Here is a 15,125-nt window from a genome sequence, read left to right on the forward strand (position 1 = left end):
ATTAGTTTCTCCAGTCAATGAGACATTCAATGGCATCCAGGTCGAAAACAGGCATCCCTGTCACCTCTTTCATCATCTTCCGCTCGCTGTACGAGTCATCAATAAAAATAGATGGCTTATCATTCTTGATGTATTTATGTTTGTCATCCTCTTTTGTAATATGGACGATCTCACTGAATATGCTGTGATCTACTTTTAAATGAGTCAGGGTTTCCCTAATGTCCCTTGCATGCTTGGTGATGAGGACGAGTTCAATGTCCTTGTTAATGCACTGGTAGATGTACATCATGACCATAGGATTAATCTTCTCATCCTTCGTGATGGCATCATCAAAATCAATAAATACCCGTTCATACTCAAAATCCAGTGTGAAACGGTTGATCAGGGCACGGTCGACTTCAATTTTAAAATTGTTCTCAATCACATCCAGCTTGTACTCCTGACGGTCGAACAGGCTTAACAATGGAAAGTTGATTCCTTTGTTTCGGTATAAACTCATTGTGCCGGCGATTCTTGGCGAGATTTCCAAAAGTTTAAATTCTCCGTTTTTGTCTTCTTTCACCTGAAAGAACCATACACCGCGGAAGTTCAGCTTCTTGTTGATCTCTTCTGCCATCATCTGGATGACAGCAGTCGGTTCCAGTGAAGCCGAGTTCACACTGATCCCGCTTTTGATCCTCTTTCTTTCGCGCATTCCGACGAACCGGAGTTCACGGTTAAAATCGGAGAAGCAGTCAATCGTATATTCCTTGCCCGGCAGATACTCAAGCGTAAGCAGATCTGCGTTTTTCTCTATATGGTACTCCAGTTCGCTGCGGTTTTTAGCAAGCGCAACGCCTTTTGAGCCTTGTCCAACATCCGGCTTCAAAAAGACCGGGTATTCTGGAATGTCGCCGACCGAACTATACATTCCGGGTACAAACGCAGAATCTGCAAAATACTCGTATGTTTTCTTTTTCGAACGACAGATTTCACATGTTTCTTTTGGAGAGGTAATCACTTCCGCCCCCAGTACATCCTGATGCTGAGCGAGCTTCAGGACCGCACTGTCATGGGCAGGAAAGATATAATCGATATTAAATTTCTTCACAACTTCATTGATGTGATCGATGAAATCTGGTGCATCAATGTTTGGAATTCCATCAATATAATTCTGATAAACATATTTCCCGTGATCAGAAACGCTCGAACCTCCGAATAGCTTATACCCCTTTACAAACTTCAGGGCATTGTTGATCTCCAGACCGATTTCTGATCCACAAGGGAAAACCAAGATATTCTTTTTCAAAACCGCCGACACCTCTTTTACGTCCGTTTTCTTAACCTTTGCTGCTCTTGAAAGTGGTTGATTTCCGTTCCAGGCTGCTCGCTTTCCGTGGGGCGTGCGCTGAGCCACTCGGCGTAAACGCCTTCGTGTCTCATCTGTCACGCTACTCCCGCAGGAGTCTCGCACCTTGCACTCCAATCAACTTTTTAAGGAATATTCTGGAAAAATGTTCCCGTTCACTTACTTGAAAACGAGTTCTGCTATTTTTTTCGCGGCATTCCCGTCTTCAAGGGAACAGTATTCCTTATAGAAGTCCTCATATTTCTGTCCGTATTGCCTTTTCACGGAATTAATGTTTTGAATCGCCTGAATGAGCTCCGGCCCCGTACGGATGACCGGCCCCGGCAGATCCTTAGCCATATCCAGATAGAATCCGCGGATGTTGTCTTTGTACATTTCATAGTCATACGCAAAGAACAGAATCGGTTTTTTTGAATTGGCATAATCAAAGAACACGGAAGAATAGTCCGTAATCAACAGATCTGATAGGGTGTACAGCTCCTGGATGTCATCATATTTGGAAAGATCATAGACAAAATCCTTATACTTCGGATCAATTTCCAGCATATCTGATACAAGGTGATGCATGCGCAGAACGAGAACATACTCATCACTCAGCTTGTTATACAGATCATCGAGGTTAAACGGCAGTGTAAATGTATGGTCCCATGAATTCGCCATCTCATTGTCACGCCAGGTTGGCGCATAAAGGATGACCTTTTTGGAAGCCGGAATATTAAGCTTTTCCTTGAGCGACTGTGCATTGGATGGAGTATCCTCCTGATAAAAAATATCATTCGCAGGATACCCTGCCTCCAGTACTTTCTTATCAAACTTAAACGCCCGTTTAAAAATATCGCTTGAATACTTGTTGGCTGCAACGAGATAATCCCAGTTTCGTGACTCGATATAGAAGTTTTCACGAGCGAGTGTTTCCGGCCCTTCAATCTCAATATCAAAGCCCAATTTCTTCAGCGGGGTACCGTGCCAAGTCTGCAAATAAACGTTGCCTTCGCGCTTCCGGTGGATCGGCAGGATGATGTTGCTGACCCAGTACTTCGCACGCGCCAAATACTTATAATAATCCTCAGACTCCCGGTTCACGATGATCGGATTACCCGGTATGCATTCTGGATTTGAACCTGAATAGGACCAGACGAAGATAAAGTCTTTATATCTATTGTTTTGAATCATCTCTTCATAAATATATTTTGGATTTCCAGAATAGTTTTTCCCTAGGAAACTCTCAAAGAACACCATCTTGCTGTTGAGTTTTTCTCTTTCGCTGACTTCATTAAAAATGCTCTTTCCTTTGGCGATCTGATAGGTTCTCGCAAACTGGCTCATGTCTGTATACCAGAGGGCCAGGCTGTTTTTCCCCATCGTAGCGTAAAGGACCGCCGCATGCTGATCATTCAGCTGTGCCGTTTCAAGGTACCTGTACTCTTCCCGCTCGTAGCTTCTGAAGCCCTGCGTGTTCATGATTTCACGGTGGATCAGATTATTTTTATCATCTCTCAGCTGGAAAAAGACATCCCATCGCGAGTTCATCGCAAGGGCGCTTCTCAGCTTTTCAATAAACACCATGCCATTGAATGTGTACAAGTTGTCACTGCCTGGTTTTTTGAGTTCAAACTTATATCCGAAGCCTTGCCGTGTATCCCTTCTTACCAGCACCACTTCAACCGAAGCCGGCTTCATATCTTCCAAAGGTTCAACTTCCCCTGAAAGATAAAAATTGCTTCCCATCGGCTTGATTTCAAGGAGTGTGCATCGGAACGACGTTCTTTCCGTCATCAATGAAACATTATTTCTGATCGTCTTATAAAAACGGAACTTCTTCTTTCGTTCTTCATCGATATGTTCAAACAATGGAACGTCATGGTTGTGCGCAATCCTTGTCTGCAGCGTACGGTTGAACAGATAGCTCTTAAGGTAAAAATCAATCTTGCCGGTGTCGGACATTTCATGCAGCTCTGTCAGATCGATAGATGTCTTGTTCTGCTCAATTCTGCTCTGAAGCCTTCTGCCCGTTGCTTTATCCTTTAACACCAAATATTTTTTTCCCGAGAGCTGGCTTAACTGATCAAACGTAACATTCAGCTTGCTGTTGTCTTCTATTTCAATATGCCTGATTCGATGGCCAAGCATTAACTTTTTAATGGCCTTTTTTACAAAGACTTTCAATCATTCTTCCTCCCCTATACCGTTTCAATCGTTAAGACGGTGATACGTTAGAAGGAGCTACCCTGTAAGACAGAATACCCCCTTCACCTTTTTATTCCTGCACGTTTACATAGGTTTGCTGCTGATAGCTGCCGTCCTCTATGTTCTTGATCCAGACTTGATTCGTTAAGTACCATTCAATGGTTTTAACAATACCGTCCTCAAAGTTCGTATCCGGTACCCAGCCAAGTTCCCTTTTGATTTTTTCAGGATTGATGCCGTACCTGCGATCGTGCCCTTTGCGGTCGGTCACATACGTGATCAGCTTTTCCGAGATATTAGCATCCACATGGGTTTGAAGATAGTGAATAATGGTCTTCATGATGTCAATGTTGGTGCGTTCATTGTGTCCCCCGACATTGTACACCTCACCCAGATTTCCTTTGTTAATCACCATATCAATCGCTTTGCAATGATCCTCTACATAAAGCCAATCCCTGATGTTCAGTCCATCGCCATACAGAGGGAGGTCCTTCCCTTTAAGACAGTTATTGATGATTAACGGAATAAGTTTCTCCGGGAACTGATACGGCCCGTAGTTATTGGAACACCTGGTGATATTCACAGGCAATTTGTACGTATCGAAATAAGCTTTGACCATCAGATCAGAAGATGCCTTGCTGGATGAATACGGGCTATGCGGGTCGATCGGTGTACTCTCTTCGAAGAATCCGGCATCCCCTAAAGAACCGTACACCTCATCGGTGGATACATGAAGAAACTTTTTTCCTTCTTTATAGAGATCATCACCGACAGACCAGCTTTTCTTTGCAAGATTTAATAGATTCAAAGTACCCAGGACGTTCGTTTTCACAAAGACTTCCGGATCTTCAATGCTTCGGTCTACATGGGACTCAGCCGCAAAGTTTACGACATAATCGATATCATACTTGTTAAAAACGTCCTCCAGACTCTTATCGCATATATCAGCCTGTACAAAATGGTAGTTAGGATTTCCCTCAAACTCTTTTACATTTTCTAAATTCCCGGCATACGTGAGTTTATCTACATTGATGATCTTAATGCTGTCATACCTGTTCAGCATATAATGGATAAAGTTAGCGCCGATAAACCCGGCACCGCCAGTAACTAAATACGTTTTCATCTTTTCATACAACCCCTTACTGTATTTCCGACAAGTGTCTGCTTCGATCGGTAAGACGTATTAAATATTTTCCGTAATCGGTCTTTTTCAAAGGCTCTGCCAGGGCAAGAAGCTGCGCTTCATTGATGTAGCCCATTCGGTAAGAGATCTCTTCAATACACGCGATATAGAGCCCCTGCCGGTTCTGTACAGCTTCTACAAAATTGCTCGCCTTCAGCAAGCTGCTGTGTGTGCCTGTATCGAGCCATGCCATACCCCGGCCGAGCACCTGCACTTTTAATCGGCCCTGCTTAAGATACTCCTCATTAATCGAAGTGATCTCTAATTCACCGCGGTGGGAGGGTTCTACCTTTTTTGCAATATTCACAACATCATTGTCATAGAAATACAGCCCCGGTACGGCATAATTCGACCGCGGATTAATTGGCTTTTCTTCTAATGCTACCGCATTACCGTTGCTGTCAAATTCAACTACACCATAGTCTTCTGGATTCATAACATAATAGCCGAAAACAACCGCTCCATCATTGACCGATACAGCTCGTGACAGTGTCTCAGAGAACCCCTGCCCGTAAAAGATATTATCTCCCAGGACTAACGCAACCTTATCTGAACCGATAAAATCTTCTCCTATGATGAATGCCTCAGCAAGCCCTCTTGGTTCTTCCTGGACAGCATAGGAAAGGGTTAGACCCAAACCGCTTCCATCCGAAAGCAATTCCCTGAACTGCCGTATGTCCTGAGGAGTGGAAATGATCAGAATCTCTTTGATCCCCGCCAGCATCAATACCGACAGAGGATAGTAGATCATAGGTTTATCATATATTGGAACAAGCTGCTTCGATATCGATTTTGTAATCGGATACAATCTCGTGCCTGAACCTCCGGCCAAAATAATACCTTTCAATACTGCCACCTCTTTTACGAATTTGAATTTCAAACAAGAATTGAACCCTGTGTTATTGACAGATATCGCTAAATCATTCGATATATTTACTAAAATTTCGAGGTTTTTCCATGAAAAAATATACCATATTTTCTGTTTTTTATATAGAAATAACTATTATATGGTAATTTCGTACTAGTTTTATAGATCAGTCGCCGTTATGTCAAAAAGCCATAAAATCGATCTATTGTGGTTCAGCAGCTTTGACTAGTTCGTCGCAGCTAATTTGGTTTCCAAAGAATACTTGGCAATTTAAAAACTGCACCTCCCATTGATTGTTGTGTCTAACATTGGGGGTGCAAACTTTCACATCGTAATTGTAAATATTAGGAGCGTATATAGGGACAATTTACTCGTTTAAACATTACTTAATATTTATGTTTATTTATAAAATAGTGTTATTTTTTTCCTATATATCTTGCGAGTAATAATTTCGATAGGAAATTATTATATTTTACACTTATTTAAAATAAAGTTAATTATTTCCCATGTAAAATACTTCATATTTTTTAATATAGTGGTATAATCAATTAGTAATTTCTACATGGGTCAAAAGGGGGATGCTTTAATGCATGCAAGATTGAAAAATGAAGCAGGGGTAGTAAAAGAAGTAAAAATTGGTTTTAGCTGGACAACTTTCTTTTTCGGATTCTTTCCAGCTCTTTTCAGAGGAGATTTGAAATGGGCAGCCATCATGTTCATTACTGGAGCATTAGCTGCAGTATTTACCTTTGGGTTTGGAGCTTGGATTCCTGGAATTATCTTTTCTTTCGTTTATAACAAAATCAATATAAAAGATCTGCTGGAAAAAGGATACCGCCCTTCAGATGAGCAAACACAGTCTGAGCTGCAAGCTCGAGGAATTATTACTTCTACTCCAGCCGGGCAGAACGTTGGAGCGTAATAGCAACAGCTAATCACTTTTGTGTGGTTAGCTTTTCTTGTGGTGTTACAAAACGCAGTTAAAAAAGGGAGATAATAATGGGAATGTTTTTTGGATTTACTAGTTTAATTGCTCTTTTTGTTTTTATAATATTAGCTCTTATTAGCCTGGTGAAGAAGAACGGAAAAGCTAAAAAGAATTTTGTAATTGCCGGAATCTGTGCTGTGATTTTCATAGTAGCTGTGTCTACAAGTGGAGCAGGTGATACAACACAGACCGCCAGTACAGATGACAAGGCAGTAAAAAAAGATACTGCTTCGAAGGAAGAAAAGACTAAGAACACAGATGTACAAGCAAAGGAAGAAGCTAAGCAGAAAGCGGATGCTGAGCAAAAAGCAAAAGAAGTAGCGAAAGCTAAAGCGGAAGCTAAACAAAAAGCCAAGGCTGCTGCTGAAGCTAAGAAAAAAGCTGAAGCTGCAGCAAAAGCCAAGGCAGCAGCAGCAGCAAAGCGTAAAGCTGATGCACTAAAAATGTCAGGTACGGGAGATACGGCCACAAAACAGTTTGAACTTGAACCTGGTTTTGTAGTATTCCAGGCTAAACATTCAGGCTCGGAAAACTTCATTGTTAAACTTTTGGACGAGAACGGCAATGATGTTGATCTATTGGTCAATGCGATCGGCTCTTACCAGGGTAAACGGCTGGTTGCTATTCCGGACGGCGGCAAGTACATGCTGAACGTCAAAGCCAACGGACCTTGGACGATCCATGGCAGTCAAGAGATTCCTAAAAAGGAAAAAGGTACAATTAGCGGTTCTGGAGATGATGTACGATTTGTACAAATGGATTCTGGAGCGCGTACCTTTACTCTCTCCCATTCTGGAAGTGAAAATTTTATAGTCAAGATCAACGACTCAGTACTGCTAGCCAACGAAATTGGCAATTATCATGGTTCCACTGTTGAAAACATACCAGAGGATTCCGTTTACGCCATCGGTATTCAAGCCAACGGACCTTGGAAAATCAATATTAAATAATAAATCAACTGGGTATGACGCTTGAACAAAAAGAAAAGGAAGGAAGCAGGGCTTATTATGGCCTGCTTCCTTCCTTTTTGTATTCCAGCGATTAAGTACCATATTCCTCTATTTCTTCAGTTCCTGCATTCCGCTTTGCCTCAACGTTTCATTTTTCAGCTTAAAACGCAAGATGCGCTCGACAGCTTCATCAATCCGCTGTTCTGAGAGCTTGTGAGATTGCACAGCTGATAAGATTCCGTTGTACACTTCTTTCTGGCTTTGCAGCGTATGGCAGACAAGCAGCAGGTCGGCCCCTGTTTCGACCGCTTTATAACCCAGATCTTCATTGCTGTAATATTTATGTACAGCTCCCATCTCCAGGTCATCCGTCACAACAATTCCTTTAAAGCCGAGCTGCTTGCGCAATAGGTCAATTTTGATTTTGGAAGACAAGCTCGCTGGATTCTCCTGATCATAGGCAGGATACTTGATGTGTGTCACCATTACAAAAAACTTATCGTTATCCATTTGGTCAATCATGGATTTAAACGGGTAAATGTCGCTGCTTTCAAGTTCTTTCTTATCCGCCTGCACCGAAGACGTATCCTTATGAGGGTCAATGCTGCTTCTCCCATTACCGGGAAAATGCTTGACTGTGGCTGTTATACCCCCATCTGTAAGGCCTTTAATGACCTGCGCCCCATAGCTGCTGACAAGCTTTGGATCTGATCCGAATGATCGGGAATCCTTATCCGAAATATCCAGAACAGGCGCAAAGTTTACATTCACTCCCATGTTCAACAGCTCTTTGGCAGTAGTGGACGCTTGCTGATAGACCGCTTGCGGGTTCTTTTTCACTCCCAAATCATGCTGAGAAGCTTTTGGAGCCACCTGGTCTCTCATGCGGACAATCAGTCCGCCTTCCTGGTCAATACTCACCATGAGTGGAATCTGCAGAGGATCTTTCATGGCCAGGTTTTGCAGATGGCTGTTCAATTCTCCCACTTGCTGCTGGTTCTTCATGTTCCTGTCGAACAGAATGATTCCGCCGGCATGATAGTCTCTGATCATCTCGGTAACGCCGCTGTCTACCTCCTGCCCAGGAAGCCCTACCACAATCAGCTGGCCGATTTTCTCTTTCAATGTCATGTTCTTTATCAGATGATTTACTTTTTCATCAAGATTTTCTTGTGTAAAAAAAGTAACCTCTGGCTTTTCTTTTTGTTGATCTGCTGGTTTCTCGTCAGTTTTAATTGGTTTCATAGAAGGCATCGCCTCATCCTGCTGTTCTACAGGCTGAGCCTTCTGTTCATCCTGCCCTTTTAATACGTAGACCGCACCTGCCAGGCAGACCAAGATGAATAAAATACTCCAGGCAAGTCTTCTGCTTTTTCTTTTTCGCCTTCTCATTGTAAGTTGGAATCCCGCTTTTCAAGATGGGCCTGATCGAGTTTCCATTCGCCATCTTCATAGACAAGATCCCATTCCCCGCCCCATTTCTGTATTAATGTATGTCCGTTCTTCATTTTATCATAGGATGTCATTTCTACATATGCATAGACAACCAAGCCGATTTTGTCGATAGAAGTGAAGCCTATGCCGATGGATCCGGCTACGCAAACCGGACCTTATACCGTTTTCATGACAAAGCGAACAGCACGTCTTTCGGAGTATATGCCGATACGGCACAATTTGAATATGATCCTGAGGTTTTGGCGAAGTTTGGCCAGTGATCAGGCAATAAAAGAACCAGTAAGACAACTGGTTCTTTTTTTAAACAACATCATAGGAAAAAAGTCGTAGTATTTTAGTTGTTAAATCATGTGTCTGATTTTATAATTAAATTGGTAAAAAATTCTTAATATGGGGGAAATTAAATGAATAACAAATTTTCAATTTTGTTTTTAAGTCTTGCACTAATTCTGAGTGTTTTCAGTTTTAATGGTAGCGTAGCGTTTGCTGACCAAACGATAAAGGACGCTATCCCACTTAGTCTAAACGCGATGAATCAATATTCCAAGCGCGACGAAAATAACTATTATAAAGTAACCCTTCCTTCAGATGGAATGTTGGAAGTAAAAGTTAGCAACGAATATGGCTACGACCAGCATTTTGCTGTCATAGATGATAACGGAGGGCAATATTCAGATTATATTTATACCGATGATTCTCAATATGCATCTGGATATTCTAGTCAAAAAATTGGATTGGCGGCAGGAACTTATTATATCAAACATGTTTCCAATGATTATTATGAAGGCTTTTCCTATAAACTTGGTGCATACTTTACCCCTAGTGACTTATGGGAAAAAGAATGGAATGGTGTTGTTACACAAGCTACCGATCTAAAATTAAACAAGGTTTACTCTGCTGCAGTCAACAGTCATTATGATGATGATTTTTATTCATTCACACTAGTTAAAGATGGATTTACGGATATAAAGGTTTCGAATGCTCCATATGTTTATCAAAAATATGAGTTGTTCACAATAAAAAACGGCAAAAAGATTGATATGTTTTATAATACAACGGATGACTCTGAATATTCTTCTGGTTACACTGTTTTAACTACTGGGCTGCCAAAAGGAAAATATTACGTGAGAGTCACCCAGCCAAATGATGAATATGATAGTTCCATTAATAAAACATATAAGATCATAGTAAATGCTACATACACAGATTTTTGGGAGAAAGAAGATAATAATACGGTACCCACATCCACAACATTGAGCCTGGATCATTATTACCACGGATACATTTGTTATGGTGATTATGATTTTTACAAGTTAACCTTATCAAAGGGAACCCATTTACAACTAAATGCTCTAAACGATCAGGAAGATTATATGAATTATCAAATTACAGACTCAAGAGGTAACGAAAGGTTTTATTTATCGACCAACAGTGGTCAATATGCTTCAGGACATAAAACTGGGCGCTTCTATTTGCCAGCTGGCACTTATTACTTGAGGATCGATTCCGATGGGAAAATCATTTATGATTTTGCTTTTAAACAAGTGACCCCCACTCTTGGTGGATCAAACGTCACGGTAACTAATTATAAATCAAAGAGTGACACGATTTATGTAAAAGGCATCAAGAAAGATGATGTTGTAAAGGTATACAACAGTAAAAACAAATTGATCGCTACAAAGAAATCAACAGGTACTTCCACTACAGCTACAGTTAAGCAACTCGGAAAAACTGCAGGATACGTATATGTAACATTGACCAGAGCCAGCATGCTTGAGAGTGGGAAACTGAAGGAGTCTTACAAAAAAGAGTAGATGGCAAGGTTATCCTCCTTCTTTTCCTTTAACATATAAAAACATTCTTGGGAGAAACAACCACATTGTTTAACCTAAAAGAAGAAGACTATCCAAGTCTTCTTCTTTTTAAATGATGTCATAAGCGACTTCTCTTCAACCTTTTCTTATGAGTCAGCTCCTCCTCTATTCCAAACCATCGAAAACGTGCTTCCATTCGGGCTGCTTTCCTTCAAAACCAAATTCCCGCCAAGCGCTTTCGCAAGCATCCTGCTGAAAGGAAGGCCAAGACCAAGGCCGCGTACCTTCAGCTTTTTCTTTTCGCCGCGGAAAAAACGTTCGAAAATGTAGGGCTGCTCGTTTTCAGGAACGCCTGAGCCGGTGTCAGCCACATCAATTCCTTTTTCGGAAACATTTACTGTGATGCTGCCTTTTCCATTCATCGCCTGGGCCGCATTATTGAGCAGGTTGATCAGAATCTGCTGCAGGCGGAGGGGGTCGGTTTTTTTGTAGATGGGTTCATCTGGTACAGTGACTGAGCACTGTATGTCAGATTGCTGGGTAACGCTCCTCTCCCGAATGATAATAGGAATAAGTTCGTTCAGATTGCAGGTTTCCGGATGAATCGTAAAAGCACCTGCAGAAAGGGAGTTGAAGTCGAGCAGATCCGCAATCATGGTCTGGAGCCGGCCGATTTCTTTTAACGTGATATCGAGGAATTCCTGCCGTTCCTCACCTGTTACAATTCCGTCCCTCACTGCCTGGATCAGGCCGCTGATTGAAGTGACAGGTGTTTTCAGATCATGCGTCACGCCGGCCAATAGCTCTGCCCGCAGCTTCTCCAGCTGGGTCAGACGCTGGGTCATTTCTTCAAACGATGTGACCAGGTCATAGATTTCCTGTTCTTTTACGTCTCTGTTCAGCTTTACGTCATACTGTCCGTCTTTAATGCCGCTCGCTGCAATCGCAACCTCCTGGATCGGTTTTACGATTTTTTTAGAAAGAAAGTAGATGACAAGCCAGCCGAGAAGTCCAAGCCCGACAAGCAAAATGATGAGAAGGCGGTATTCCTGATTCACTTTCGCAAGCTCCGCTTCATCCTGCAGAACGACCACCCATCCTTTTTGGACATCCTCTTTAATCGGCGCCTTTACGGCAAAGAGGGTTTTTCCATCAGCATCCAGCGTTTGAACCGATTTTGAATTTGAAATCATACGTGCTGGCAACTTCAACTGAAAAGGACCTTGCCGGTTTTCGTTTCCCGGACGGCGGCCTCCGCCGCGCCCGATCTCATTTCCTTTCAGATCGGTAATAATCAAAAGGGGTGGGCGCTCCATATCAAGCACGTGCGATCTGTTGTCAAAACGCCTGTCAAATGCATTAAATTCGTTTCCTCCGGATGACTGCGCGATCCGATCAGCTGTCTCCTCCGCCAGATATTGTAAGAGATTCAAGCGGTTTTCTATTGTCGTATGCCGTATCCACCAAAAAGAGCCGATGCCAAGAAGGAGAAGGCCGATGCAGAGGGAAATCAGGTAGCGGGTCGTCCAATAGGTTAATAGACTCTGTCGTTTTTTATTTTTCATAAACACTGAACTGATACCCCAATCCTCTGAACGTCCGGATCTCTCCATATTCTTGAGACCATCCGGAAAGTTCATGCCTTATCCGCTTTACAGCAAGATCAACGGCCCTGTCGCTGCCCTCATAATCCATTCCCCACACCTGGGCAAGCAGTTCGTCTCGTGTAAATGTGCGGTTCGGCCTATCTGCCAGGAAGAGAAGGAGGGACAAATCCTTTGGCGTCAAAAAAACAGATTCCCCGTCAACCTTCACTACGCGGGATTCTGTATGAATGCTTAAGTTTCCGAATTGCCTCTGGTCATCAGACTCCAGCACGTTCGAAGACCGGCGCAAAACCGCATTGATTCTCGCAATGACTTCTTCTCCGACAAACGGCTTGGAAATGTAGTCATCAGCACCCTGATTCAATCCCTTTAATTTATAGTCAATATCACCGAGAGCGGTCAGCATAATGACCAGACAGGCGCTGCTTTTCCGGATCTCCTCCAGAACACCCCACCCATCAAGCTCAGGGAGCATCACATCAAGGAGAACAAGATCCTGCGTGTGCTCTTTGAATTTGGCTGCAGCCTCAAGACCGTCAAATGCGTGCTGCACCTCGTAGCCCTCATGCTTCAAATAAACCGTCAGGACTCTAGAAATGGTTTCCTCATCTTCAGCAACTAAAATGGTTTTATTCATGGCGTCCTCCTATCCCCTTCACTATACAAGAAAAATCCCTGGCGAGAAATACCAGGGATCTTTGCTCATTAAACGCCTGTCGCTGCTGAATCTGTTCCGTTTTGGCCTTGATCAGGGCCGCCGTCTTCATCGCCATCTCGATCATGGCCTGGTCCGCCGTGTCCATGTCCTCTGCCGAAGCCGCCATCCCCAAATCCGGGTCCGTGGCCAAATCCTCTTAGGCCGAATTCATTGTCTCCCAACACATCTTTCAATTTGTCCGGATTTTTATCTTTGATTTCATCCAGTAAATCTCTGGTTGTTTTATTTTTAGTTGAGATGTTCAGTTCTTTCGCGAGCTGTTGCACTTTTTGATCCATCACTTCAGAAGCAATTTGTCCGATCGATTTGCCATCAATGGTGATATTCAATTTTTTTGCTTCTGCTATTACTTTCGCTGACTGAACTTCCTGTGCGGCCTGGCGGATATCTTTACCTGTCAGGGAGATGCCTAGCGTTTTCGCATCCTTCTTCACCTGCGCTGTGAACACATCCTGCCCCAGGGTCTGCAGATCTTTACCTGAAGTGGCAACGCCAAGTTCTTTCGCCTTCTTGGTCAGCGCTGCTTTTTGAACATCCTGTCTCAATGTCTGCTCATTCTTGCCGGATGTTGCAATGCCAAGTGATTTGGCTTCTTTTTTCAGTTCAGCCAAGTGAATGTCCTTCATCAGAGTTTCGGCGGTTTTTCCTTTTATGGAAACACCCAGTTTTTCCGCCTCATTTTGAAGCTTTTTCAGCTGAACCTCTTGAGCAAGCTTGTCAATGTTTTTGCCGGAAATACTGATGCCAAATTTCTTCGCTTCTTGTTTCAGGGTAAGGTCTCTGATTTCCTTCATTAATGTTTCTGCATCTTTACCGGAAGTGGAAATGCCGAGTGATTTTGCTTTAGCCAAAAGCTCGTCTGTATTTCCGCCAAAGAAGCCTCCACGGCCGCCATGTCCACCGAATCCCCCATGTCCTCCAGGACTATGCTTCATGCCGCCAAAATCAGACTTGGCTGCTGTGCTGCTTTGCGTTGTTTTTGCTGTAGTGTTATTCGCAGCGAAAGCAGTGGATGCTGCATAACCTCCGACTAAAACGGAACCCGCAATGGTAAATGTTAATACTGACTTTTTCATTTTCATTTTCATTCCTCCTAAGTATATGGTAAGGATCGTTGCTGGCTGAACCTTATAACCATACTTTACTGGGCGAATGTGTCAGGGAAATGTCAGGAGGGGGGAAGTTAAGAAAAATTAATTTTTGAGGATTTTCTTTTAAAAGCTTGAAGTGATTTGGCTTGGGCACCTTTTTTTTGTGTCAGTTTCGCGTCAATGGTCAATGATGCAACACTTTTATCCCTATGAATTAATTTCTTTACTCTCTCAAATAGCCTATAAATCCGAAATTCGTAAAAATAGTTTTTCACCTATTTCGTCTCCTTCCCTTACTCATATGATAAATAAACCAGAAAAAGACGTTCTAATGGATTTGTCTGGACATGATGATTGGTTTGATTATATTGTCGTTGGTACTGGGCCTGCGGGTGCGGTTATTGCCAAGACTCTAACGGATGACAAAAAGACTTCGGTCCTCGTTTTGGAGGCGGGGGATAATAATGATAGGGATACTCCAATAAGTGATTCTCGATTTGCACTTGAATTGGAAGAAAACTTTTCCCCTAGTATTTTTGGCAAGGAGAAGGGGTTCCTCAGAAAGGACTAAAAAGGTGATCTCAGAGAAACCTCTGAAATCACCCACCTATGCTGATGACTAAACTGAAAAATGCTCATCTTCAGTACCTACTTTAAGTAAGGAAAGGAAGAGCAGCATCACCAACTTCAACTGGAATTTAGATTATTTGACCAGTTTTGTTAATTTTAATATAGTTGAAAACTTATATATTTTTAATTTGTTTCGTGAAGATGTATTTACTTAGTTTATATTGAACTTAATCTCTCATTTCGTAAAGGTAAAATTGTTGAGATATACATATAGATTTCCTTAGCATCAAGTACAGATTTAGCGTTTATTTTGTTAATTTTATTTAAAAGATTCTCCTGCTTAACA

General features: G+C 42.3%; 12 protein-coding genes and 1 pseudogene. 4 read left to right on the forward strand and 9 right to left on the reverse strand.

Translation table 11 applies throughout. The features are described 5' to 3' along the window. Nucleotide 1: 1 nt before the first annotated feature. The 4 genes from M1K46_RS02235 to rfbA form a co-directional block, all read right to left on the reverse strand. On the reverse strand, nt 2-1,396 hold the full coding sequence (locus M1K46_RS02235; protein WP_256224690.1) for an ATP-grasp domain-containing protein: 1,395 nt from the start codon (nt 1,394-1,396) through the stop codon (nt 2-4). Nucleotides 1,397-1,507: 111 nt separating this feature from the next. Further along, entirely contained in the window at nt 1,508-3,514 is a 2,007-nt protein-coding gene (locus M1K46_RS02240) for a CDP-glycerol glycerophosphotransferase family protein (protein WP_256224691.1), read from the reverse strand. 91 nt (nt 3,515-3,605) lie between these two features. Then, nucleotides 3,606-4,658 carry a dTDP-glucose 4,6-dehydratase gene (rfbB, locus tag M1K46_RS02245; protein ID WP_256224692.1) on the reverse strand — a complete coding sequence of 351 codons (1,053 nt, stop codon included), beginning with the start codon at nt 4,656-4,658 and terminating at the stop codon, nt 3,606-3,608. 16 nt (nt 4,659-4,674) lie between these two features. Beyond that, a complete protein-coding gene (gene rfbA, locus M1K46_RS02250; protein WP_256224693.1) occupies nt 4,675-5,565 on the reverse strand; it encodes a glucose-1-phosphate thymidylyltransferase RfbA in 891 nt (296 codons plus the stop codon). A gap of 607 nt (nt 5,566-6,172) precedes the next feature. Here rfbA and M1K46_RS02255 point away from each other — a divergent pair. Continuing rightward, entirely contained in the window at nt 6,173-6,508 is a 336-nt protein-coding gene (locus M1K46_RS02255) for a hypothetical protein (RefSeq protein ID WP_062237617.1), read from the forward strand. 77 nt (nt 6,509-6,585) lie between these two features. Then, nucleotides 6,586-7,524: a hypothetical protein gene (locus M1K46_RS02260; protein WP_256224694.1), complete on the forward strand. Its 939-nt coding sequence runs from the start codon at nt 6,586-6,588 to the stop codon at nt 7,522-7,524. 108 nt (nt 7,525-7,632) lie between these two features. Here the strand turns inward: M1K46_RS02260 and M1K46_RS02265 are convergent, their stop codons facing one another. Further along, nucleotides 7,633-8,916: a glycoside hydrolase family 3 N-terminal domain-containing protein gene (locus M1K46_RS02265; RefSeq protein ID WP_256224695.1), complete on the reverse strand. Its 1,284-nt coding sequence runs from the start codon at nt 8,914-8,916 to the stop codon at nt 7,633-7,635. Next, on the reverse strand, nt 8,913-9,050 hold the full coding sequence (locus tag M1K46_RS02270; protein ID WP_256224696.1) for a hypothetical protein: 138 nt from the start codon (nt 9,048-9,050) through the stop codon (nt 8,913-8,915). The genes M1K46_RS02265 and M1K46_RS02270 overlap by 4 nt, the downstream gene beginning before the upstream one ends. A gap of 333 nt (nt 9,051-9,383) precedes the next feature. Here M1K46_RS02270 and M1K46_RS02275 point away from each other — a divergent pair, with 333 nt between their 5' ends. After that, nucleotides 9,384-10,793 carry a hypothetical protein gene (locus M1K46_RS02275; RefSeq protein WP_256224697.1) on the forward strand — a complete coding sequence of 470 codons (1,410 nt, stop codon included), beginning with the start codon at nt 9,384-9,386 and terminating at the stop codon, nt 10,791-10,793. A 146-nt stretch (nt 10,794-10,939) separates the two neighbouring features. On the opposite strand, the gene M1K46_RS02280 is transcribed toward M1K46_RS02275, so the two are convergent. From M1K46_RS02280 to M1K46_RS02290, 3 genes are all read right to left on the reverse strand, one after another. Beyond that, nucleotides 10,940-12,406: a HAMP domain-containing sensor histidine kinase gene (locus M1K46_RS02280; protein WP_256224698.1), complete on the reverse strand. Its 1,467-nt coding sequence runs from the start codon at nt 12,404-12,406 to the stop codon at nt 10,940-10,942. Beyond that, a complete protein-coding gene (locus tag M1K46_RS02285; RefSeq protein ID WP_256224699.1) occupies nt 12,348-13,037 on the reverse strand; it encodes a response regulator transcription factor in 690 nt (229 codons plus the stop codon). The genes M1K46_RS02280 and M1K46_RS02285 overlap by 59 nt, the downstream gene beginning before the upstream one ends. A gap of 68 nt (nt 13,038-13,105) precedes the next feature. Then, nucleotides 13,106-14,200 carry a hypothetical protein gene (locus M1K46_RS02290; protein WP_256224700.1) on the reverse strand — a complete coding sequence of 365 codons (1,095 nt, stop codon included), beginning with the start codon at nt 14,198-14,200 and terminating at the stop codon, nt 13,106-13,108. A gap of 340 nt (nt 14,201-14,540) precedes the next feature. Here M1K46_RS02290 and M1K46_RS02295 point away from each other — a divergent pair. Further along, nucleotides 14,541-14,779: pseudogene (locus tag M1K46_RS02295) on the forward strand (NAD(P)-binding protein); the annotation flags it as partial. Nucleotides 14,780-15,125: the final 346 nt, after the last annotated feature.

The sequence above is a fragment of the Fictibacillus sp. WQ 8-8 genome, from assembly GCF_024494405.1.
Classification (GTDB): domain Bacteria; phylum Bacillota; class Bacilli; order Bacillales; family Fictibacillaceae; genus Fictibacillus_C; species Fictibacillus_C marinisediminis.